This window comes from Neobacillus vireti (assembly GCF_036962345.1).
In the GTDB taxonomy this organism is placed as follows: Bacteria; Bacillota; Bacilli; order Bacillales; family Cytobacillaceae; genus Neobacillus; species Neobacillus vireti_A.
The window spans coordinates 48,760-71,830 of record NZ_JBALNB010000029.1; the positions used below are offsets into that span (position 1 = coordinate 48,760).

Below are 23,071 nucleotides of genomic sequence, written 5' to 3' on the forward strand. Positions count from 1 at the left end.
AACAATTTAGATGTTTTATTCTTTTTATGATATCTTTTAGTTGAAGGGAGTGTCCTTATGCTTAAAAAAGTTTTTATATCAATCATTCGTTTTTACCAGGTTGTTATTTCACCCATTAAACCACCTAGTTGTCGTTTCTATCCCACCTGTTCACATTATGGATTAGAAGCCGTACAACGGTTTGGCGCGCTGAAAGGAGGCTGGCTTACACTTAAGAGAATACTTAAATGTCATCCCTTTCATCCAGGTGGAATTGATCCGGTGCCAGAGAAGAAAGAGATTTAATCTTGATACCCATCAACAACAATGTCAAGTTTTCCTGTTTTTGGATCTATCACTAAACCATGTACCGGAACACCTTTTGGCATTAATGGATGGTTCCTTATTACACCAACGCTATGCTCCACGCTTTCTGTAACATTTTCGAATCCATGAAGCCATTTTTTAATATTAATGCCCGAATAAGTCAAAGTATCCATCGTTTCCTCTGTTACCCCTCGGCTCATCATGCTAGCAATTACTGGCTCAGCTTTTAAACCGCTCATCCCACAATCGTGGTGCGCAATGACAAGAACTTCCTCAGCTTGAAGCTGATAAACTGCGATAAGAATACTTCTCATGATACTTCCAAAAGGATGAGATACCAGTGCACCAGCATTTTTAATGGTCTTTACGTCCCCATTTCCTAAATTCATGGCCTTAGGCAGTAACTCTAACAGTCTTGTATCCATGCATGTTAGAATAACCATTCGTTTATTCGGGAATTTTGTTGTTTCGTATTTTTCATATTCATGACTTTCAACAAACTTTTCGTTATAATTCAGGATCTCATTCAATAATGAAGATTCTTTCACAATTATTCCACCTCTCTTTTTTCTATAATAAGAATACATAATAAGTTATAGATGCATCAATTTATTGCTTGCAATTTCAGATTTTTTTTTGTAAGATACATAAGGAAATCGTAATCGTTCCGTATTATACATTTTTTTATTTATCTTACTACTAAAAATTTTTCTAAATTAAATCGTAATAGCTCCGATTTGAGAAAAAACTAAGGAGAACCTATGAAAAAAATTATACTCTTGCCTATTTTTATCCTACTAAGTTTGTTTATGACTGCTTGCAGTGAAGAAAAAGATCAAACGCAAAAAGAAAAGGACCAGTTAACTATCTATACAACTGTTTTCCCTCTTAAATATTTTACAGAAAGAATTGGCGGCGAATTCGTGAGTGTCAATACAATCTATCCACCGGGTTCTGATGAGCATACGTTTGAGCCATCCCAAAAAGATATGATGAAGCTGGCGGATTCGGATTTATTTTTCTATATTGGTTTAGGATTAGAAGGCTTTGTGGAAAAATCGAAGGAAACCTTAAAAAATCAAAACGTTGCTCTGATTTCGACTGCAGAGAACTTGATTTTAGATCCGGTTGACGGACATGAGGGCGAGGAGAATGGAGACCATGAAGATCATGGTCATGGAGATTTTAATCCTCATGTGTGGCTCGACCCTATTTATTCAAAGGAAATGGCAGCCGTTATTAGAGATTCTTTAGTAGAAAAACTGCCTGAAAATAAAGAGGTTTTTGATCAAAATTATCAACAGCTTGCTAATGAATTAGATAATTTAGATTCTGAATTTAAAACAACCATTCAAAACGCTAAACATAAAAACTTCTTGGTTACACATGCAGCCTTTAGCTATTGGGAGCAACGGTATGGGATCGAAGAAATCAGTATTTCTGGTCTTTCCACAACAAATGAACCTTCACAGAGAGAACTGGAAAAAATCATTTCACAGGCTGATAAAGAAGGCCTCCATTATATCCTTTTTGAGCAAAATGTCCAATCAAAGTTAGCGGATATTGTAAAAAAGGAAATTGGAGCAAAGGCTTTACCCGTCCATAATTTAGGAGTCCTGACAAAGAAAAATCTTGAAGATAAAGAAACATACTTTTCCCTTATGGAGCAAAATTTAAAATCACTAAAAACGGCCTTAAACGACTAAAGCATTCATTACCTATTACTTACCAAGGATGATAGCAGGTAAAACATCAAATGCTAATTCTGTATTACGATTTAGACTAAGGAGTGATACGGATGGCACAGGATGTATTATGTGAAGTCAATAACTGCTCTTATTGGGCAAAGGGAAATAAATGCAGTGCTGAAAGCATTTATGTTGTAAGCCATAAAGGCAAAACGGCCGATAATAGTCAGGAAACCGATTGTAAAACTTTTGAACCTACGGATATATAGAAAACACAAACCAGACAACTTTTGTCTGGTTTAATTTTTTTAAAATGTAATTATTTTTTCAAATTGTGTCGTTTCTCTTAGTCTCTTTTCATTGATTCCATACCCAATCCCAGGACCTTTTGGTACGGTTACGAAGCCATTTTCCACGGTTACTTCTGGAGTAATGATATCTTCTTCCCAAAATCGATTGGAAGCAGAAATATCACCAGGTACGGTGAAGCCTGGCAGGGAGGCTAGTGCGACATTATGTGCACGGGATATCCCGAATTCGATCATTCCCCCACACCATACCTCAATGCCCCTGCCAACGCAATAATCATGAATTCTTTTCGCTTCATAAAGCCCGCCCACTCTTCCAGCTTTAATATTGATCACCTTACAGCTCCCAAGCTCAATTGCTTTTCTCGCGTCCTCAAAACTAACAATGCTTTCGTCTAAACAAATCGGCGTTCTTATTTCTTTTTGAAGCAGAGAATGCTCAATGATATCATCACTTGCAAGCGGCTGTTCAATCATTAAAAGATTAAAGTCATCCAATGCTTTTATGGAGTCAATGTCTTTAAGCGTATAAGCAGAATTAGCGTCGGCCATAATCGGAAGCTCAGGATATTGGCGGCGAATTTCAGCTATTAAGGAATAATCCTGCCTTGGGCTAATCTTGATTTTAAATCGCTGATATCCCGCTTCTAAATACTTTTCAATTTGAGTGAGCGAGTTTGAGAGAGAATCTGCTGCAATAACTACCCCAGAGGCAACTTCCCCTCTCGTACCGCCTAAAAGAGAAGAAAGCGATATTAAATTTTTCTTAGCATACAAATCCCATAAAGCCATCTCTAAACCAGCCTTGGCCATATGATTTCTTTTAATTTTCTTAAATAAACCAGCTGCATCTTCTGGATGGTTAATTTGCTTCTTCTTAAGTAATGGAATTAAGACATCACTTAGAATATGTAAACTAGTCTTCACGGTCTCTTCCGTGTACCAAGGAGTGGAAAAGGCCACACCCTCACCAAATCCTGAAACACCATCAGAATCCATTACCTCTACAATAATTCCTTCTCTCTCTGTCACCGTCCCTAAGTGTGTGTGAAAGGGTGACTTTAAAGGCATACAAATTACTCTAAGGCGAATTTGCGCAATGTTCATTCGCTATACCTGCCCTCATTAACCCATTCTCTCAGCTTCCTGCGCAGCAGCTTTTTAGCAGCGTTCCTCGGAAGGATATCAGCAAACTGAAACGATTTTGGTACTTTGTATTTAGCTAGATGTTCCAAACAAAACTGCTTAAGTTGTATCTCCGTTACACGTGCACCTTCTTTTCGTACAATAAAGGCAACGGGGACTTGTCCCCATGTTTCATCCTTAATGCCTGTAACACCTGCATCATCGATATCAGGATGTGATAAAAGTACAGATTCAATCTCAGCAGGATATATGTTTTCCCCGCCTGAAATGATCAGGTCAGAGCGACGATCAAGTACATATAGGAAGCCTTCTTCGTCTAAAAGACCAATATCTCCTGTATAAAACCATCCGTCATTAAATTTTTCCTTTGTGGCATCCGGACGAAATAAATAGCCTGTTGTTACATTTGGACCCTTAACAACAATTTCACCGGCCTTATTCGGAGGTGCAATCTCTCCATTATCCAAAAGAACCTTAAGTTGTGAAGGAAACAACGGCTTTCCTGCAGAGCCAAGTTTCGTGATGCTATATTCAGGAGCTAAGGTTACAATTTGAGAGGACGTCTCAGTCATACCATAGGATTGGAAAACAGGAAGTTTTTTAGCCAAACACGCCTCCAAAAGTGGTAATGGTGCCGGACCACCTCCTAGAAGGAAGCAGCGGAAATGATTTGGAAGCTGGGGATCCTTAAGTGTATTCACAATCCTAAAGAGCATGGTCCCTACCACTGACATAATGGTAGCCTGTTTCGATTTTATATCATTAATGGTTTTTTCCGCTTCAAAGCTTTCATGAAGAATTACCGGCATTCCATAAATGACACTTCGCATTAAGATGGAAAAACCACTTATATGAAAAAGCGGGACACTGCATAACCAGCGATCACTTTCATTATATCCTAAGTTTAATGCAGAGCCTGCCGCACTCCACCAATGGTTGCCATACGTTTGTAATACACCTTTTGGATTTCCGGTTGTGCCAGAGGTATACATAATGGTACAGACATCAGCCAAATTAATTTCTTTCTGAATGACTGGAATCTCTGGTGTCGTCACAAACAACTGGTCCTTTGTAATGACCGGAATTTCGACTTCCCGTTTGATTTCAAGAAATTCATCTTCCATAATTAATGAAGCAGCTTTTGAGTCATTTAGCTGCCAGCTCAATTCTGTTGTCGTCAAGCGTATATTTAGGATTACTGCTTTAACGCCAAGTAACTGAAGGGCAAATAAAATCACTACCGTATCAACATGATTTTTTAATAGTACCCCAACATATTGGCCATTTTGTATGCCTAACTTTTGCAGCCTGCCAGCGGTTTGATAAGACCGATCATAAAGCTCCTTAAATGATACCGTTTCCTCATTAAAAAAAATCGCAGTTCTTTCAGGTGTCAAAAATGCTCTCTTTTCTAGAAAGTTTGGCATGGTCTCTACTTGCATTCATACTCACCTGCTTTTTTATGGTTTATTGTCTTTTATATAGCTAAAGTATTGTACCGCATGTTTTCTAAATAGCCGAAATTTACGTTTTTCTAAAGAGTCTGGATTGAGCCTTTTTGGTCAATCGGGTGATTTGTCCTCAAGATATTGAATTGAGGACGAATCCTTCTGGAGACTTCTACGATTTGTCCTTAAGACCCTTGATTGAGGACAATTCCTTCTGACGACTCCTATGATTTGTCCTTAAGACCCTTGATTGAGGACAATTCCTTCTGACGACTCCTATGATTTGTCCTTAAGACCCTTGATTGAGGACAAATCCCTTCTGACGACTCCTATGATTTGTCCTTAAGACCCTTGATTGAGGATAAATCCCTTCTGATGACTTCTCAGATTTGTCCTCAAGTCCCTTGATTGAGGACAAATCCCTTCTGACGACTCCTATGATTTGTCCTCAAGACCCTTGATTGAGGACAAATCCTACTCGGGATTCCTACGATTTGTCCTCAAGACCCTTGATTGAGGACAAATCCCTTCTGACGACTCCTATGATTTGTCCTTAAGACACCGGATTGAGGACAAATCATTCTGACGAACACTACGATTTGTACTCAAGACACCGGATTGAGGACAAATCCCTTCTGATGACCCCCGCCAGACTCTTTCCTATATAAAAACAGCCTGATGGAGTCCACCAAGCTGCAACGTGATAACTTTTAAATCATGGAAAACGAGGGAATTGGCCGAAATCTGGCTTACGCTTTTCTTTAAATGCATCGCGGCCTTCTTTGGCTTCTTCTGTTGTATAGTAAAGCAAAGTTGCATCCCCAGCAAGCTGCTGAAGTCCTGCTAAACCGTCTGTATCTGCATTCATGGCTGCCTTTAAGAAACGAAGCGCTGTTGGACTTTTCTCCAAAATTTCATTACACCACTGAATCGTTTCCTCTTCAACTCTTTCAAGTGGAACAACCGTATTTACTAATCCCATGTCAAGAGCTTCCTGTGCATTATACTGACGGCAAAGGTACCAAATTTCACGTGCCTTTTTATGGCCGATGATTCTTGCTAGATAGCCTGAACCATAACCAGCATCAAAGCTTCCTACATTCGGACCTGTTTGACCAAATACAGCATTATCTGCAGCAATCGTCAAATCACACACGACGTGAAGGACATGACCGCCGCCGATAGCGTACCCCTTAACCATCGCAATAACTGGTTTTGGAATAACACGAATTAACCGTTGAAGATCAAGAACATTTAAACGGGGAATTTGGTCTTCACCTACATAACCGCCATGTCCGCGAACCTTTTGGTCACCGCCTGAACAAAATGCTTTATCTCCTGCACCAGTTAATACAATAACACCTACACTGGAATCGTCACGTGCATAAGCAAAGGCGTCTATTAATTCCGCAACAGTTCTCGGTGTAAATGCATTATGTACATGTGGACGGTTAATCGTGATTTTCGCAATTCCATTATACGTTTCATATAAAATTTCTTCATACTTGCGTCCTGCAATCCATTCTACTGTCAAAACAATCTTCCTCCTTAATTATGTATTTATAAAAAGTCACTTACTATTGTACCAAATTTTTCTTTTTGTTCCACATGAATTGCATGTCCACAGCCATTTATTACAATCCATGAAGCTTTTTTTAAATACTTTTGCATTTTTTCAGCTATTCTACAAAACTTTTCATCCTTTTCTCCCGTCACAAGTAACACTTCACAACTTAGCAGTTGTAACTTTTCCCACCAAGATGGCTGAGCTCCAGTCCCCATCCCTAATAAACTATTCATAAGGCCCTTTGAAGAATTGGATAACCGTTGTGCCCTAATCCTATCTTTCATTGGTTCCGGAAGTGCATCCATCGATGAAAATAGCGGAATGGCTTCCCAATAGTCAACAAATGCTTCTATTCCATGTTCATTAATAAAGTTTGCTAGTTCCCCGTCTTTCATTCGGCGCATAATTCTTTCTTCTTCCGTTACTAACCCGGGTGACGCACTTTCTAGAATAAGCTTTCGAATTCTATGTGGATAAAGAATGGCAATCGTTAGCGCTAGTCTTCCACCCATTGAATAGCCAAGGATGTCGAACTTTTCAATTTCCAGCCGGTCTAAAATAAAAATCAAATCTGCCGCAACCGCTTCCATTTTATACCGATTAATATCCTCTGATAATTCTGTTTGACCATGACCGACAATATCAGGAATGATTAATCTTGAATGCTTCCCCCAAACCGGACAAAAAGGTGTCCATGTAGAAGAATCTCCAGTAAATCCATGTAATGGAAGTAATGGAAATCCTTCTCCGCACACCTCGACATTATAAGTAAGGCCGTTACTATTTACCTGCATTAATGTAGACCTTTGACAAAATTTGATATTTCCTGGGAAACAATACGCCAAAATTCGCGATGTTCACTTAAATTGCTTTCTCTATTGGTGACAACTTCATATACATTTAATCCGTTGCTTTTAGATGATGTATTCATAAGCTCCCCTAGGTGGTCCCAGTCCTTTACTTTCGTATAATTCCCATTGAACATGGTAACTGCATGCTCGAATTCTAAATTTAACGGAGTGCCAAATAAAAGTTCAAAATTCTTTGGGTGCTGCGATTGTGGTAAGAAGGAAAAAATGCCGCCTCCATTATTGTTAACAACAATAATCCTAATATCAATACCATATAATTTTGCTGCAACCAAACCATTAAGATCATGGAAAAAAGTAAGATCTCCTAAAACCAAATATAAAGGCTGCGAGTATAAAGCAGCTCCTAATGCTGTGGATACCGTTCCGTCAATACCATTTGCACCCCTATTGGCCATTACTTTAATGGATTTATGATTGTTGAGAAAGAAACTATCTAGATCACGAATTGGCATGCTATTACCAACAAACAATGTAGCACCCTCTGGCAGCATTTCTGCTAATTGGTAGAATAACCGGCCTTCACTTAACTTCTGATAATCTCTTATAAGTGACATGTTTTCCTTTGTAAGATTATTAATTTTTTGCCATTTCTCTAAGAAGTTTGCTGACTGTCGTTTATCGATAGAAGCTACTAACCGCTCACAAAAATAAGTTTCATGACAGAATATCATTTCAGTAGATAATGAGGCAGGGTCTCGCCAGCCTCCGCCACCATCAATAACAAATTGTTCAGCATGGTGATTTTCCTTTAAGAAAATAGTCAACGCCTTTGAAACAGGCATTGCTCCAAATCGGAGAATAACATCCGGCTTTAAAAATGTCTTGGCATCTTCATTTCGCAAAAATGTGTCATAAGTCTCCACAATGTTCTCTAGTTGATGTTTCCCACTTCTAAGCTGTGACAAAGGGTCAGCTAGAATTGGGAAATTTAAGGCAGAAGATAACTCTGTGACGGCTTGAGCAAACTGTTCGTCTGTTATGTCTCCACATACAATAATACCGTTTTTGTATTCACTCAGCTTTGAAGCAATTTCTCTGAATTCATCCTCACTAATGGTCAATTCCCCGTTTCGAACCTTCACATACCCCATAGGCCGTTCTTCTAATTGAAAGATACCTTCCTCCAATTTTGGAATCAGTGGTTCCCTAAACGGAAAATTCAAATGAACCGGACCAGCAGGTGCCTGCATTGCAATAGCTGCCGCACGTGCACAAACAGTGCGTGCATAGCGGATGATTTCGTCACTATTCTCAGGTAAAGCCATATCGGCAAACCATTTTACATGCTGGCCATATAAATGTATTTGATTAATCGCCTGTGGAGCACCAACTTCTCTAAGTTCATGAGGACGGTCAGCTGTTAATACAAGTAATGGAACTCGTGAATAGTGCGCTTCCACAATTGCTGGAAAATAGTTCGCAGCAGCGGTTCCAGACGTACATAAAATCGCAACTGGCTTGTTTGTTGTTTTCGCAATCCCCAATGCAAAAAAAGCGGCAGAGCGTTCATCCACATGGATGTGAATATTTATTTCTGGATGTTCAGCCATTACCATCGCCATAGGGGTTGACCTTGACCCAGGGCTGACCACAACATCTTTTATACATGTTTGCACTAATTCCGCCACAAAGGCAGCTAAATAAGCCGTTAATGATACTTGATGATCCATATTATTTTCCTCCAAGGGCGCGAAGCATCGGTTTAAATTTTAAGCTTGTTTCTAAATATTCACTTTCTGAATCAGAATTAGCAACTACACCACAACCAGCAAATAATGAGGCTTCCTGACCTTGAATGAGACCTGATCTTATAGAAACCGCGAACTCACCGTTTCCTCGATAATCGACCCATCCCAGTGGTGCCGCATAAAAACCACGGTCAAGTTCCTCGCTTTGTCTAATCTTTTCAACTGCTTCTTGTTTAGGAAGTCCGCCAAGAGCCGGGGTTGGATGGAGCCTTTCTACTAATAAAAGCAGCGAAGCGTCATTGTGGCACTTACCAATCACAGGGGTATAAAGGTGTTGAATATCCCTAATTTTCATTAACCGTGGTTTATCTGGGAGGATGATTTCCTCACAAGATTCCTCTAATGCCTCTTTTATCATTTCTACGACAAATCCATGCTCAATAAGATTTTTCTGATCATTTAATAATGTCTGCCCTAAAATCTCGTCTTCCTCTTCCGTTTTTCCACGTTTAATCGATCCCGCAAGACAGGTTGAAAAGACATCGTTACCCTGTTTTTTTACCAGCCTTTCAGGTGTGGCACCAATAAAACAATCTCCATTGGATTCAAAAGCAAAGATAAAACTATCCCGCTGTTGATTGTATAAATTCTCTAGAATAACCTCGGCTTTAATGTTATTATCAAAAAATAATCTTAATTCACGGGCAAGAACAACCTTTTTCAATGGTCCATTTTTTAAATCCATTACTAAATCATCTACACTTTGCTTCCATTGCCGTGGTGAAATTTCTTTTGTTTGAGTGAGTTTAGCCGGACTAAAAGTAAAATCTTGTTCGAGCGATGATAGTAACTGAGCTCGTTCAATGTTAACTTTTTCAAAAAGTGTAACATCATCATTCGGTGTACAAACCATATTGGTCGTTAAAAACGTTTGACCTTCAACAATCGTTAACATATATTTTGGAATATGGAATAATGAATCCGCGTATTTAGACCAAAGTGACGTTTTCGCTTTAAGCGGGTCAAAGGAGAATCCCCCGAACATAACTGGACCTAAACCATTTTCTTTATAAGGATTAAAAATATGGCTATCCTTTAAAAACTTTGCCCACTCTTCTTCAACGTGAAAAAAGCGGTCAGTAGCCTGATCCGACTGAATTTGTTTAGATATGCCAAGGCCAATAATTACAACTTCTTCGGATGGGTCTTTCCAATAGAAGCGTTCCCCTAGATAGCGTTCACTTCCACTATTAAAAAAAGATAATGGGTTAATATTGTCGACTTTATGAACTTCACTCATTAAAATCGACCGGCCTAGTCTTTGGGCCGTTCTAACTGCCAAAATAACCCTTTCCTTTAATTCCGTTTCCTGAATGGTAACCAAAAAAATCCCTCCAAAACAGCCAATGACTGCTATCCATTCATTTTAATGCCAATTTAAACATACTACTTCATTGTAAAGAAGTCAGTCATACTTGTCACTACCTATCCTCTACCATACTTTATTATAACGTAAAACATTCCGAGCAGGGTTTTATTTGTATTTTATTCGGTACTTACATTTTCCCTCCAAAACTCTATTTATAATCAGACAGGAATTATCTGCTAATTTACCTAATAAAAAATATTTGACCCTTGTTGTCAGATTTCATATACTAAGGGTTGGAATGTCTGAACTTCATAATACTAATTAACCATAGATATAGATAAAAACTTTTTAAAGGGGAGAAGAGAATGCAGCCAAATTTACAGCACACTTCAAAGCCCGCTGTCGAATCGAATCGCGGTATTCAAGTTTGGTGGCAAATGACGCGTCCTCATACTTTAACGGCCTCATTTGTTCCAGTTCTGCTAGGTACAGCACTTTCACTTTCACATGGGGAAATCCATTTTGGTCTTTTCTTTGCCATGTTAATCGCAAGCTTATTAATACAAGCCGCTACCAACATGTTTAATGAATATTATGATTTTAAACGCGGGCTTGATAATGAACATTCAATCGGGATTGGCGGTACCATTGTCCGCGATGGAATAAAACCAAAAACAGTTATGCAGCTTGCTCTTAGCCTTTATGGAATTGCTTTATTAATTGGGGTATATATTTGTATGAGTACAAGCTGGTGGCTCGCCGTTCTTGGACTGGTTTGTATGTCCATTGGTTATTTGTATACCGGAGGACCTCTGCCAATTGCTTACACCCCATTTGGAGAAATTTTTGCAGGGTTCTTTATGGGGATGTTAATCATTTTAATTTCATTCTTTATCCAAACTGGAATGGTAACATCTACAAGCATCCTTATTTCCGTTCCTATATTAGTTCTTGTTGGTGTCATTAATTTCTCTAATAATATTCGGGATTTAGAGGGCGATAAAGAAAATGGCCGAAGAACATTAGCGATTCTTATTGGCAAAAAGAAAGCAGTTAAATTAATGGCTTGCCTGTTCGCTTTCTCATTTCTTTGGGCATTGGGTTTAATTATCACAGGTGTTGCTCCGATTTGGACAATAATTGTCCTTCTTAGTATACCGAATGCTGTGAAAGCAATTAAAGGCTTTATCGCAGGTGATACCCCTATTCAAATGGCACCTGCCATGAAAGCAACAGCAAAAACCAATACCATCTTTGGATTCTTACTCGCTATTGGAATCTTCCTTGGACACTTTATTTCATAAAAAATAAGGCTTCTGCTTTTTACAGCAGGAGCCTTTTATTTTATTAGAAGGGTTTAATCCCCCATATATCGTCTGCATACTCTTGGATTGTTCGGTCACTTGAAAAATAACCTGCATGAGCGATGTTTACGAGACACTTTTTTTGCCAGATTTGTTGGTCTCTAAAGGTTTCCCCAATTTTCTTTTGCGTGTCAGCATAAGAAGCAAAATCCTTTAAGACGAAATATTGATCATTTTCCTCTAATAAGGAATCGAAAATCGGCTCAAACTCATTATAGACCCCCGGGAAAAACCCATTTACCAGCTGGTCAACTGCCTGGCGGATACGGCTGTCATGGTGATAATATTCAATAGATTGATAGCCTCCATGCTGATAATAGTGAAGTACTTCGTCAGCCGAAAGCCCGAAGGTGAAGATATTTTCGTCCCCAACCAATTCGTGAATTTCAATATTTGCACCATCCATAGTTCCCACGGTCAATGCTCCATTAATCATAAATTTCATGTTACCCGTACCAGAAGCTTCTTTACTGGCAGTTGATATTTGTTCACTTAAGTCAGCTGCAGGAAAAACTTTTTCAGCGAGTGAAACCCGGTAGTTTTCTAAGAAAACAACTTTCATCTTATCTCCAATAATTGGATCATTATTGACCTTTTCAGCCACTGTATTAATGAGCTTTATGATTTTCTTAGCATAATAATAGCCAGGAGAAGCCTTTGCTCCAAAAATGAATACACGTGGGACAAATGAAAAGCTAGGATCCTCTTTTATTTGATTATAAAGGTACATAATATGTAATACCTTTAACAGCTGTCTCTTATAGGCATGCAGACGCTTTACTTGGACATCAAATATAGCGGAAGAATCAACAACAATACCATTCCTGCTTTGAATCACCTCAGCAAGCCGCTGTTTGTTATCTATTTTAATTTTCAAAAGCTGCTCCATAAAGGATGAATCATTTTTATATTGAAGTAATTGAATCAAATCTGCCGGTGATTGCGTCCATGACGAACCGATAGAATCTGTTAATAACGCTGATAAATCAGGATTTGCTTTTAATAGCCAGCGGCGATGGGCAATTCCATTTGTTTTATTATTGAATTTTTCCGGGAACAACTGATAAAAATCATTCATTTCCCTTGTCTTTAAAATTTCTGTATGAAGCTTTGCGACACCATTCACACTAAAACTTCCTAAGATTGCTAATGGTGCCATTTTTACAAATCCGTCAGCTATGATTGCCAACCCCGCAATTTTATCCCAATCTCCCGGGTATTGGTCCCATAACTCACCACAAAACCGTTCATTGATTTCTTCAACAATCATGTATATTCGTGGTAATAACGGCTGGAAAATTCGAATCGGCCACTTTTCCAATGCTTCAGACAAAGTTGTATGATTTGTATAGGATATCGTATTCCTTGTAATATGCCAGGCTTGATCCCAATCAAATCCTTCTTCATCAATAAGAATCCTCATGAGCTCAGGAATGGCTAAAACAGGGTGGGTATCATTAATGTGAATGCAGACATGTTCATGGAAATCTTTTAAATTTCCATGCTTTTTCCTGTACGTTTTAATAATGGACTGCAGACTTGCGGAAACTAAAAAATATTGCTGCTTTAATCTAAGAATTTTCCCCTCATCATGGGTATCATCCGGATAAAGGAATTCAGACACTAATTCCGTTTCTCGTTTGTATTTTAATATATCCTCATGAATAGGGAATTGAGAGGGTTCAGCATTCCACAATCTTAACGTATTCACTGTTTCGGAGTTATACCCTATTACCGGCATATCATGCGGTACAGCTGTCACGGTTTCTGCATGTAAATGGTGGAACACAAGGCGTCCGTTTTCTGTTCTCCCTTCAACCTTACCCCAAAAAGGTATTTTTACAGCAAGGTCTGCCTTCCGAACTTCCCAAACGTTCCCGCTCCTAAGCCATTGCTCTGGGAGTTCTACTTGATATCCATCCACTATTTTCTGTTCAAAAAGACCATGCTTGTAACGAATTCCATGGCCGTGTCCTGGAAGGTTTAATGAAGCAAGGGAGTCCAGAAAACAAGCGGCTAATCTACCTAAGCCGCCGTTTCCTAAGCCTGCATCACTCTCTAATTCCTCTAGATTGCCTAAATCTATCCCAAGGTCTCTGAGACCTGCTTGTACAGTTTCTTCAATCCCTAAATTAATTAAGTTTTGCCGTAACAACTTTCCTAATAAATACTCTATCGAGAGATAATAGACTTGTTTCCCCTTTGCTGCCAAATATCGCTCATTTGTTGTAATCCAGTCATGACTTACATATTCTCGAATCATAATTCCAAGTGTCTGGTAATGGTCTCGGTCGGAGCTTTCAGAAAAGCTCTTTCCGCAAACCATATTCAACCTTTTTAGAAAGGTGTTCTTGAATTCCGTTGTACTAGAAAACATGGGTTTCACTCCTCGAGATCAGCTCTGCATAAAGTTGATTATACTTAAACGCCGACTGTGCCCAACTGTTATCCTTCTCCATCGCTTTTTGAACAATTGATTCCCAAGACGGGTCATGATAAAAGTGTAATGCCCTCCTAATGGTATAAAGCATGTCATGAGCATTAAAGTTTTTGAAAGAAAAACCATTACCTTCTTGGGTAGTCTCATTCCAGGATTGTACTGTGTCATTCAGCCCGCCTGTCTCGCGTACAATTGGCACTGCACCGTACCTCATAGCAATTAATTGACCAAGGCCGCATGGTTCAAATAGAGATGGCATTAAAAACAAATCTGCAGCTGCATATAGCTTATGAGCCAAAGCTTCACTAAAACCTATATGTACTTTTAATTTATCCGGATAGGTATTTCCTGCCTGACGTAAATATTCTTCATATCCATAGTCGCCAGTCCCAAGGACAATCATTTGAATATCATCATGAAGAATGTCTTGTAAAACACACTTAACTAGGTCTAATCCCTTTTGTTTCGTTAGGCGGGTAATCATAACCATTAGAGGTGTATTCGGACTTTGCGGCAGCCCAAAATACTTTTGAATTTCACTTTTGTTTACTGCTTTATTTTTAAGAGTCTTTGACGTATACGTTTTATAAATTAGGTGATCATCCGCTGGATTATAAAATTTGTCATCAATTCCATTTAAGATCCCAACAAGATCCTCTTCCCTTGTTTTCAAAAGTCCATCCAATTTTTCACCATATTCAGGCGTTTGAATCTCTTGTTTATAAGTCGGACTTACGGTTGTGATATCGTCCGCTGCAACAAGGGCACCCTTCATAAAATTAATACATCCAAAAAACTCTAAATGTTCAGGATGGAAGGCTTCCCCATCTAATCCAAGTAAATCCCCAAGTGTTTCTCTTGGAAAAATGCCTTGGAATTGAAGATTATGAATGGTAAACACAGTTCGAATCAGCCCGTAGCCTTTTCGTTTGTAATAATCCATCCTCAATAAAAACGGAATCATAGCCGTATGCCAGTCATGACAATGGAGGACATCTGGATAAAAGTCTAAGTGTTCCAATGCTTCCAAAACAGCGCGGTTAAAATAAGCGAATCTTTCGCCATCATCATAATATCCATAAAAACCTTCGCGTTTGAAATAATACTCATTATCCACAAAGTAGTACGTTACACCTTGAAAGTTAAGTTCCTCGATTCCACAATACTGGTTTCTCCAACCAACAGGAACGGTGAACTCTTTTATTTTTTTCATATCGCTTTTATACTGTTCGGCAATGGTTCCATATTTTGGAAGAATCACCCTAACATCTGTCCCAAGACTTTTCAGCTCTTTAGGCAGGGAGCCTGCAACGTCTGCAAGACCCCCTGATTTAGCAAATGGACCACACTCAGAAACTGCAAATAGTACTTTCACGAATTCATCAACGCTCCTTGTTTCGTACCTTTCCGTACAACAAAAGGATCACTGGCAGTACCAGTCAAGTTTGTACCAACTTCAACCTTTACATCTTTATCTAAAATAACGGAATCTAGGTAACAATTATCTTCGATGACACATTTTTGCATGATGATACAATTCTTAATCACTGTACCCTTGCCGATCTTAACGCCTCTGGAAATAATACTATTTTCAACACTGCCATTAATTAAGCAGCCATTCGCAATCATTGCATTTTGAACAACAGAACCTTTTAAATATCTTGTTGGCGGCTCATCCTTTACCTTGGTTAGGACAGGCTGTTCTTTTATAAATAATTGCTTCCAAACATCAGGATTTAATAGATTTAAACTAGTAGAAAAATAGTTTTGAATTGAGTTAATCATAACAGCATAACCGGAGTACTTATAGGTACAAACAGTGTAATGATGTTCATTGTCTAACACGACATCCTTCATGCATGTATATCCTGTTTCATTTCTTGTTTCAATTAACTCAATTAGTAAGGAGGTTTTTACTAAATACATCTTCATTGGAGACCCATTTTCATGGAAAATTTCAGTAATATCACAACCTGATTGAATATGACTATCAAGCAATGGTCTAAAATCCATATTGAAAACAGTGTAGCAATTTGTAATAATGGAATACTCCTGAGAACTGCGGTAAAAGAAGTCTAAGTTAGCTGCAAAGTTTTCAAACGTACCAATTTTATTGATATCTGAATCTACAACTGGAGTTGGGAAGAAGAATAGACCATCACTCTTGCGGTTTAAATCCCAGTTTTTCCCTGAACCAAGATGATCCATTAACGAACGATAAGTCATTTTAGGAAAAATCGCTACACTTTTAATTCCGGAATTCACCATACTGGAAAGGACAAAATCAATAATGCGATAGCGTCCTGCAAATGGCAGGGCTGCCAGCGAACGATGTGTCAAAAGATCCTCTAAATCCTCGTGATAAGTAGTTGCATCAATAACACCTAATAACTTTCTCTTCAATACTAGTCCCTCCCAAAATTTAAGCTAGGGCCTGTTCACCTGCGGCATGCATAAGACAAGCACTGACGGAAGGCGTCTTGCTGCCATCCGGAGTGCTTGGCTTTAAAACAATAGAGCCGGGCGGGCCCTAAGCTGGAAAATACTCAAAGTTCCATAAAAGTCTTATTAAAAAGCAGGATAAAATCCACTTAACATTTCTTCCGTTACAAGGATAATTTCATCATCAAGTGATCGAATGACTGTTCCAGCAGGAATAACAACTTCGCTTGGTACAATCGCTTTTTCAATCTTTACGTTTTCACCAATAACAGCGTCAGGCATGATGACAGATTCCTTGATGGTAGTCCCTTTTCCAACACTTACCCCTTGAAAAAGGACAGAATTTTCAATTTCCCCTTCAATCGTACAGCCCTCGTTAATTAATGAATCCTTAACAATAGCTTCTGGAGAAATATATTGTGGAGGCTGATTTGGATTTACAGAATAGATCCTCCAATCATGATCAAACAGATCTAAATCACATTCATCATTTAATAGGTCCATATTTGCTTCCCATAAACTTCTAACTGTACCTACGTCTTTCCAATAGCCTTTAAAAGGATAGGCATATAACTTCTTATTCTCTTCTAACATTAATGGAATAATATCTTTGCCAAAATCATGAGAGGATTTAGTATTTCTAGCATCCATTTCCAAATATTCTTTAAGTATATTCCAGCTAAAAATATAAATTCCCATTGATGCTAAATTATTTTTAGGTTCTGCAGGCTTTTCCTCAAACTCTGTTATTCTTAATTCTTCGTTTGTATTCATAATTCCAAAACGATTTGCTTCAGCCCAAGGAACCTCTATAAGAGAAATCGTTGCATCAGCCCTTTTTTCGATGTGGTATTCTAGCATACTTTCGTAGTTCATTTTGTAAATATGATCACCCGATAGAATTAATACATATTCCGGTTGATATTGCTTTAAATAATTGAGATTTTGATAGATGGCGCTTGCCGTGCCGGTATACCATTTTACCTCTGAGGACTCAGCATATGGCGGTAAAACGGTAACACCTCCGTCTTTACGGTCAAGATCCCAAGCACTCCCGATACCAATGTACGAGTTTAAAAGTAATGGTTGATACTGCGTTAACACTCCTACAGTATCAATTCCGGAATTGGCACAATTGCTTAATGTAAAATCAATGATTCTGTACTTCCCGCCAAAAGGGACAGCAGGCTTCGCCAAATCCTTCGTCAGCGAATTAAGTCTGCTTCCTTTCCCTCCTGCCAATAGCATGGCTACGCACTTTTTCTTTACCATTACCTTTTCTCTCCTTTCGTTTTTTCACTGGTCGTATGATCTGAAAGCCAAAAGGCGGTATCGTCACATTAACGGAATATGGTTTACCATGGAATGGCTCTTCTAAAGCCATAAATGTTTTCTTATTAATAAATCCTGCGCCGCCAAAGTCTGTATGATCACTGTTTAAAATCTCACGGAACTCGCCTTGTACAGGTACGCCAATTTTATATTCAGGATAATGAACACCTGTAAAATTGCATATGATGATTAAAAAGTCATTCTCTTTTTTACCTTTCCTGATAAAAGAAAAGATGGATTGGTCAGTGTTATTGCAGTCAATCCAATCAAAGCCTTCATGCATGTGGTCTAGCTCATAAAGTGGTTTGGAACGTTTATAGAGTTTTGTTAATTGTTTAACATATTGATTTACGTTTTGATGCATTTCATAGTCTAATAGGTTCCAATCGAGCTGCTCTTTATATTTCCATTCTGAAAACTGTCCAATTTCAAATCCCATAAATAATAATTTTTTACCCGGGTGTGCAAACATGTAACCTAGGAGCAGACGTAATTGAGCAAACTTTTCCCAATAATCGCCTGGCATTTTATCTAATAATGACTTTTTTCCATGTACAACTTCATCATGGGAAAACGGTAGCATAAAGTTTTCACTGAAGGTATATAGAAGCGAAAAAGTCACTTTAGAATGAACATTTGAACGGGAAAATGGAGGAGTTTCAATGTACTCCAAAGTGTCATTCATCCATCCCATATTCCATTTATAATCAAAACCTAATCCACCATAATGAATTGGGGCAGTAACATTCGGATAATCCGTTGAATCCTCCCCAATCATGACAAAGGTTGGATCATATTCATGAACTTCAATGTTTAATTTTTTTAGAAATTCGATTCCAAATGGGTTTTCAAGATTTTCCGTTGAATTTGGCCAATAAATAATGTTGGCAACCGCATCCATCCTAAATCCATCAATATGGAAATAATCAATCCAAAAAAATGCATTCGAAATGAGAAAACTTTGGACCTCACCTTTTCCAAGATCAAAGTTTGCTGTTCCCCAAACCTGATTTTCCCTGTCACTCTCTGTTTCATAAGAATAAATATGGGAACCATCAAAACGGTATAAACCATGAGAATCCTTACAAAAATGACCTGGTACCCAATCTAGGATAACGCCAATACCATTTTGGTGACACTGATCCACAAAGTACATAAAGTCCTGTGGTGTGCCATAACGCGAGGTTGCTGAAAAGTACCCAGTTCCCTGGTATCCCCAAGAACCGTCATAGGGGTGCTCAATAAGGGGTAGTATCTCGATATGTGTAAATCCATGTTCAAGCACATAAGGAATAAGTTCTGCTGCCATTTCCTTATATGTTAAAAAGTCTCCATTTTCATGCTTTTTCCAGGAACCAAAATGCACTTCATAGATTACCTGTGCTTCAGATAAGAAGTTCCTTTTTTCCTTTCGCTGCAACCAGTGATTATCCTGCCAATCATAATCTTTCAAAGAATGGACAATAGAGGCAGTATTTGGTCTCAGCTCCGAGTAGAAGGCAAATGGATCTGCTTTCAAAATTCTTTCATTTTGTGCTGTAATTATTTCATACTTATAAAGGCAACCACTTAGGTCTTGATTAATGACTATAATCCATACACCTTCATTGTTTACCCTATGTAAATCGTAACCTTCACCATCCCAGCTATTGAAATCTCCAACTAGCCGAACCTCTTTAGCATTAGGGGCCCACACACAAAAGCGAGTAGAAACTTTCTCTGATTCCCTAAATACATGTGCACCAAATAGTTGATGACTTTGAAAAAGGTTGCCTTCATGAAATAAATGCAACTGATAGTCTGTTGGATATAAAGTATTCACTGCCATTAATAACCTCATCCTTGTGAAAATGTATTTCAAGGGTTAATTATAAGTGCAAACTACTAATAATTCTCAAAAACTTTTTTATCTTTTCTGACAACAAAGGATATAAACTGTCATATTACAGTATATTGCGAGTTATTTCGACACCAATCCACAATAATTCCATCGAGAATAGACAAAAATATATAAAATTTTTTAAGTTCATAGGGGAAAAATATTATTTGATTTTTGTATAACTTTAACGAGTTAATTTACTAAAAACCATTGTCTGTAAGCGTTCACAACGATTTTTAAAAAAATCGGGGAAGGAATAATATTATATTGATATAGGTATCACATTAGAGAATCTCGCCTTATAGGATGTACAAGCGAATGGTCCTGTTTGGGGATCGATATGTTTACTTTTTTTATATAACAACATATTTTTTGTGATAAAAGCGGGGTGATTTTATGGATTAATCACGTCAAGCATGGCGAATGGAGGCAGCTTCACATTTGGTTTCTCAGGATCCTTTGGAGTGAACCTGTGATCTCACTTTTTGTTGTGGCGGTATATATTCTTTTTTTAGTGAGCCAGATCTAGTATTATTTTATGGTTCGGTCACTATAGCTCTGCTCATAGTTACCCTAATCTAGTTTCTTCCTACAGTTCGGTCACTATAGCTTTCATAGTTACCCAAATCTAGTTTCTTCCTACAATTCGGTCACTATAGCTCTTTTATAGTTACCCAAATCTAGTTTCTTCCTACGGTTCGGTCACTATAGCTCTTTTATAGTTACCCTAATCTAGTTTCTTCCTACGGTTCGGTCACTATAGACCTTTTATAGGCCGCTCATAAAGAATAAGTTTTCCATTATTTATTAGACACAAAAAAACTGATGATATAATATCATCAGCCTTTTTGTATGACCCCTACGGGATTCGAACCCGTGTTACCTCCGTGAAAGGGAGGTGTCTTAACCACTTGACCAAGGGGCCTTAAATTTATGGCGGAGAAGGAGGGATTTGAACCCTCGCGCCGGTTACCCGACCTACACCCTTAGCAGGGGCGCCTCTTCAGCCTCTTGAGTACTTCCCCATAAAAAAATGGCTCCGCAGGTAGGACTCGAACCTACGACCGATCGGTTAACAGCCGATAGCTCTACCACTGAGCTACTGCGGAACAATAGAAGTTTATTTTTCTTTTAAAAGAATATGGTGGGCCTAAATGGACTCGAACCATCGACCTCACGCTTATCAGGCGTGCGCTCTAACCAGCTGAGCTATAGGCCCATAAATTGGAGCGGGTGATGAGAATCGAACTCACAACATCAGCTTGGAAGGCTGAGGTTTTACCACTAAACTACACCCGCATATCATAAATTATTATATGGGGCGACTGATGGGAATCGAACCCACGAATGCCTGAACCACAATCAGGTGCGTTAACCACTTCGCCACAATCGCCATTATTTTATTATCCACCAATTATAAATGGTGGCTCAGGACGGAATCGAACCGCCGACACAAGGATTTTCAGTCCTTTGCTCTACCGACTGAGCTACTGAGCCACTTAAATAATGCCATTTTTTAAAAAATGGCGGTCTGGACGGGACTCGAACCCGCGACCTCCTGCGTGACAGGCAGGCATTCTAACCAACTGAACTACCAGACCGTATTGCGGGGACAGGATTTGAACCTGCGACCTTCGGGTTATGAGCCCGACGAGCTACCAGACTGCTCCACCCCGCGACAATAGAAATTATTACACTTACTCATGCCCATAGTTTGTATGGACTGTATCAATCTCAGAAAGCTTATTCAAGCAGCAGTTCGATTGATACAACTCGCAGTTAATTCTGTGAAGTAACGCTCGTTGCTCCACCCCGCGACAATAAAAAGAATTTCATTTTGCTGAAGAATAATATGGCGGAGGAAGAGGGATTCGAACCCCCGCGCGGTTTAACCCGCCTGTCGGTTTTCAAGACCGATCCCTTCAGCCGGACTTGGGTATTCCTCCATATTATAAAGATTACTGGTGGACCTTGTAGGACTCGAACCTACGACCGGACGGTTATGAGCCGTCTGCTCTAACCAGCTGAGCTAAAGGTCCAGATAAAGTATTAAAAACTAATTTATTTGGTTATTTTGCTGCGCAAAAAAACTTTTGTGTTTTTACTTCATAAAAATACTTGGTAGCGGCGGAGGGGATCGAACCCCCGACCTTACGGGTATGAACCGTACGCTCTAGCCAGCTGAGCTACACCGCCAAATAGATAATTAAATTGTAAAACAACCTTGGTGGAGCCTAGCGGGATCGAACCGCTGACCTCCTGCGTGCAAAGCAGGCGCTCTCCCAGCTGAGCTAAGGCCCCATATCTTTTAATTGAAGATGGTCGGGAAGACAGGATTCGAACCTGCGACCCCTTGGTCCCAAACCAAGTGCTCTACCAAGCTGAGCTACTTCCCGATAAAATATGGCGCGCCCGAAAGGAGTCGAACCCATAACCTTCTGATCCGTAGTCAGACACTCTATCCAATTGAGCTACGGGCGCATATTATAAATCTATTTACACTTTTAAAAATGGTGCCGAGGACCGGAATCGAACCGGTACGGTAGTCACCTACCGCAGGATTTTAAGTCCTGTGCGTCTGCCAGTTCCGCCACCCCGGCAATATTGGAGCGGAAGACGGGATTCGAACCCGCGACCCCCACCTTGGCAAGGTGGTGTTCTACCACTGAACTACTTCCGCAATATTTGATAATGTTATTTCATTTAAAATATTAGTTATTTTACTCAAAATAACTTTGGTGCGGGTGAAGGGAGTCGAACCCCCACGCCTTGCGGCGCCAGATCCTAAGTCTGGTGCGTCTGCCAATTCCGCCACACCCGCATATTGAAAATTAATTACTGCAGCCAAAGGTTACTTTATTTGCTTTCGCAAAAGGAAAGTTTTTTTCACTAGCGTGAAAAACTATGGTGAGCCATGAAGGACTCGAACCTTCGACCCTCTGATTAAAAGTCAGATGCTCTACCAACTGAGCTAATGGCTCATTATTACTTAATATAAGTAATAATGAAAATGGTGCCGGCTAGAGGACTTGAACCCCCAACCTACTGATTACAAGTCAGTTGCTCTACCAATTGAGCTAAACCGGCAAAGAATAGTTATTTTTACTATCGTGAAAAATATGGTGGAGGATGACGGGATCGAACCGCCGACCCTCTGCTTGTAAGGCAGATGCTCTCCCAGCTGAGCTAATCCTCCATATAATACAGCCTGGCAACGTCCTA

The 23,071-nt window shown here is 39.2% G+C and carries 16 protein-coding genes and 21 tRNA genes; 4 read left to right on the forward strand and 33 right to left on the reverse strand.

Translation table 11 applies throughout. From position 1 onward, the window contains the following. The first annotated feature begins 57 nt into the window (after positions 1 to 57). A complete protein-coding gene (yidD, locus tag V7108_RS26420) occupies positions 58 to 285 on the forward strand; it encodes a membrane protein insertion efficiency factor YidD (RefSeq protein ID WP_335520706.1) in 228 nt (75 codons plus the stop codon). Here the strand turns inward: yidD and V7108_RS26425 are convergent. Next, the gene (locus tag V7108_RS26425) at positions 282 to 893 is read right to left on the reverse strand and encodes a beta-class carbonic anhydrase (protein WP_335569841.1); all 612 of its coding nucleotides are present in this window, start codon (positions 891 to 893) and stop codon (positions 282 to 284) included. The genes yidD and V7108_RS26425 overlap by 4 nt on opposite strands. A gap of 174 nt (positions 894 to 1,067) precedes the next feature. Here V7108_RS26425 and V7108_RS26430 point away from each other — a divergent pair, with 174 nt between their 5' ends. Both V7108_RS26430 and V7108_RS26435 read left to right on the forward strand, forming a co-directional pair. Beyond that, a complete protein-coding gene (locus V7108_RS26430; RefSeq protein WP_335569842.1) occupies positions 1,068 to 2,012 on the forward strand; it encodes a metal ABC transporter solute-binding protein, Zn/Mn family in 945 nt (314 codons plus the stop codon). A gap of 92 nt (positions 2,013 to 2,104) precedes the next feature. Beyond that, entirely contained in the window at positions 2,105 to 2,263 is a 159-nt protein-coding gene (locus V7108_RS26435) for a DUF1540 domain-containing protein (RefSeq protein ID WP_335509118.1), read from the forward strand. Between the two features lie 39 nt (positions 2,264 to 2,302). Here the strand turns inward: V7108_RS26435 and menC are convergent, their stop codons facing one another. From menC to V7108_RS26465, 6 genes are all read right to left on the reverse strand, one after another. Next, entirely contained in the window at positions 2,303 to 3,409 is a 1,107-nt protein-coding gene (gene menC, locus V7108_RS26440; RefSeq protein WP_335569843.1) for an o-succinylbenzoate synthase, read from the reverse strand. After that, positions 3,406 to 4,890 carry an o-succinylbenzoate--CoA ligase gene (locus V7108_RS26445; RefSeq protein ID WP_335569844.1) on the reverse strand — a complete coding sequence of 495 codons (1,485 nt, stop codon included), beginning with the start codon at positions 4,888 to 4,890 and terminating at the stop codon, positions 3,406 to 3,408. Before V7108_RS26445 ends, menC begins: the two co-directional genes overlap by 4 nt. 721 nt (positions 4,891 to 5,611) lie before the next feature. Then, positions 5,612 to 6,430, reverse strand: a complete 819-nt coding sequence (gene menB, locus V7108_RS26450; RefSeq protein ID WP_179601634.1) for a 1,4-dihydroxy-2-naphthoyl-CoA synthase — start codon at positions 6,428 to 6,430, stop codon at positions 5,612 to 5,614. A gap of 26 nt (positions 6,431 to 6,456) precedes the next feature. Next, positions 6,457 to 7,257 carry a 2-succinyl-6-hydroxy-2,4-cyclohexadiene-1-carboxylate synthase gene (gene menH / locus V7108_RS26455; protein ID WP_335569845.1) on the reverse strand — a complete coding sequence of 267 codons (801 nt, stop codon included), beginning with the start codon at positions 7,255 to 7,257 and terminating at the stop codon, positions 6,457 to 6,459. Then, positions 7,257 to 9,005 carry a 2-succinyl-5-enolpyruvyl-6-hydroxy-3-cyclohexene-1-carboxylic-acid synthase gene (menD, locus tag V7108_RS26460; RefSeq protein ID WP_335569846.1) on the reverse strand — a complete coding sequence of 583 codons (1,749 nt, stop codon included), beginning with the start codon at positions 9,003 to 9,005 and terminating at the stop codon, positions 7,257 to 7,259. The genes menH and menD overlap by 1 nt, the downstream gene beginning before the upstream one ends. Position 9,006: 1 nt before the next feature. Further along, the gene (locus V7108_RS26465) at positions 9,007 to 10,407 is read right to left on the reverse strand and encodes an isochorismate synthase (protein ID WP_335569847.1); all 1,401 of its coding nucleotides are present in this window, start codon (positions 10,405 to 10,407) and stop codon (positions 9,007 to 9,009) included. A gap of 350 nt (positions 10,408 to 10,757) precedes the next feature. Between V7108_RS26465 and V7108_RS26470 the strand changes: the two genes are divergently transcribed. Further along, positions 10,758 to 11,696, forward strand: a complete 939-nt coding sequence (locus tag V7108_RS26470; RefSeq protein WP_335509106.1) for a 1,4-dihydroxy-2-naphthoate polyprenyltransferase — start codon at positions 10,758 to 10,760, stop codon at positions 11,694 to 11,696. A 43-nt stretch (positions 11,697 to 11,739) separates the two neighbouring features. Here V7108_RS26470 and V7108_RS26475 read toward each other — a convergent pair whose 3' ends face one another. From V7108_RS26475 to V7108_RS26600, 26 genes are all read right to left on the reverse strand, one after another. Further along, positions 11,740 to 14,133 carry a glycogen/starch/alpha-glucan phosphorylase gene (locus V7108_RS26475; RefSeq protein WP_335569848.1) on the reverse strand — a complete coding sequence of 798 codons (2,394 nt, stop codon included), beginning with the start codon at positions 14,131 to 14,133 and terminating at the stop codon, positions 11,740 to 11,742. Beyond that, positions 14,123 to 15,571, reverse strand: coding sequence for a glycogen synthase GlgA (gene glgA / locus V7108_RS26480; protein ID WP_335509102.1), 1,449 nt, complete (start codon positions 15,569 to 15,571; stop codon positions 14,123 to 14,125). Before glgA ends, V7108_RS26475 begins: the two co-directional genes overlap by 11 nt. Beyond that, on the reverse strand, positions 15,568 to 16,599 hold the full coding sequence (locus V7108_RS26485; RefSeq protein WP_335569849.1) for a sugar phosphate nucleotidyltransferase: 1,032 nt from the start codon (positions 16,597 to 16,599) through the stop codon (positions 15,568 to 15,570). Before V7108_RS26485 ends, glgA begins: the two co-directional genes overlap by 4 nt. Positions 16,600 to 16,764: 165 nt before the next feature. After that, positions 16,765 to 17,910, reverse strand: coding sequence for a glucose-1-phosphate adenylyltransferase (locus V7108_RS26490; RefSeq protein ID WP_335509097.1), 1,146 nt, complete (start codon positions 17,908 to 17,910; stop codon positions 16,765 to 16,767). Further along, positions 17,852 to 19,798 (reverse strand): 1,4-alpha-glucan branching protein GlgB, encoded by a 1,947-nt coding sequence (gene glgB / locus V7108_RS26495; protein WP_335569850.1) that lies wholly within the window; start codon positions 19,796 to 19,798, stop codon positions 17,852 to 17,854. Before glgB ends, V7108_RS26490 begins: the two co-directional genes overlap by 59 nt. Before the next feature lie 904 nt (positions 19,799 to 20,702). Then, positions 20,703 to 20,774: transfer RNA gene (locus V7108_RS26500), tRNA-Glu, on the reverse strand. A 9-nt stretch (positions 20,775 to 20,783) separates the two neighbouring features. Continuing rightward, positions 20,784 to 20,874 (reverse strand) — tRNA-Ser (locus V7108_RS26505). Positions 20,875 to 20,883: 9 nt separating this feature from the next. After that, a tRNA-Asn gene (locus V7108_RS26510) sits at positions 20,884 to 20,958 on the reverse strand. Positions 20,959 to 20,991: 33 nt separating this feature from the next. After that, a tRNA-Ile gene (locus V7108_RS26515) sits at positions 20,992 to 21,068 on the reverse strand. A gap of 6 nt (positions 21,069 to 21,074) precedes the next feature. Then, a tRNA-Gly gene (locus V7108_RS26520) sits at positions 21,075 to 21,148 on the reverse strand. A gap of 18 nt (positions 21,149 to 21,166) precedes the next feature. Further along, positions 21,167 to 21,242 (reverse strand) — tRNA-His (locus tag V7108_RS26525). A gap of 28 nt (positions 21,243 to 21,270) precedes the next feature. Further along, positions 21,271 to 21,346: transfer RNA gene (locus V7108_RS26530), tRNA-Phe, on the reverse strand. A 27-nt stretch (positions 21,347 to 21,373) separates the two neighbouring features. Further along, a tRNA-Asp gene (locus V7108_RS26535) sits at positions 21,374 to 21,450 on the reverse strand. Positions 21,451 to 21,453: 3 nt separating this feature from the next. After that, positions 21,454 to 21,527 (reverse strand) — tRNA-Met (locus V7108_RS26540). A gap of 175 nt (positions 21,528 to 21,702) precedes the next feature. Continuing rightward, a tRNA-Ser gene (locus V7108_RS26545) sits at positions 21,703 to 21,795 on the reverse strand. Positions 21,796 to 21,811: 16 nt separating this feature from the next. Beyond that, positions 21,812 to 21,888, reverse strand: a tRNA-Ile gene (locus V7108_RS26550). Between the two features lie 80 nt (positions 21,889 to 21,968). Beyond that, positions 21,969 to 22,045: transfer RNA gene (locus V7108_RS26555), tRNA-Met, on the reverse strand. Between the two features lie 29 nt (positions 22,046 to 22,074). Continuing rightward, positions 22,075 to 22,150: transfer RNA gene (locus tag V7108_RS26560), tRNA-Ala, on the reverse strand. A gap of 18 nt (positions 22,151 to 22,168) precedes the next feature. Continuing rightward, positions 22,169 to 22,245: transfer RNA gene (locus V7108_RS26565), tRNA-Pro, on the reverse strand. 8 nt (positions 22,246 to 22,253) lie between these two features. After that, positions 22,254 to 22,330 (reverse strand) — tRNA-Arg (locus tag V7108_RS26570). 30 nt (positions 22,331 to 22,360) lie between these two features. Next, positions 22,361 to 22,449 (reverse strand) — tRNA-Leu (locus V7108_RS26575). A 5-nt stretch (positions 22,450 to 22,454) separates the two neighbouring features. Further along, a tRNA-Gly gene (locus V7108_RS26580) sits at positions 22,455 to 22,529 on the reverse strand. 56 nt (positions 22,530 to 22,585) lie between these two features. Beyond that, positions 22,586 to 22,670: transfer RNA gene (locus V7108_RS26585), tRNA-Leu, on the reverse strand. An 84-nt stretch (positions 22,671 to 22,754) separates the two neighbouring features. After that, positions 22,755 to 22,830 (reverse strand) — tRNA-Lys (locus V7108_RS26590). 30 nt (positions 22,831 to 22,860) lie between these two features. Beyond that, a tRNA-Thr gene (locus tag V7108_RS26595) sits at positions 22,861 to 22,936 on the reverse strand. A 33-nt stretch (positions 22,937 to 22,969) separates the two neighbouring features. Continuing rightward, positions 22,970 to 23,045 (reverse strand) — tRNA-Val (locus V7108_RS26600). Positions 23,046 to 23,071: the final 26 nt, after the last annotated feature.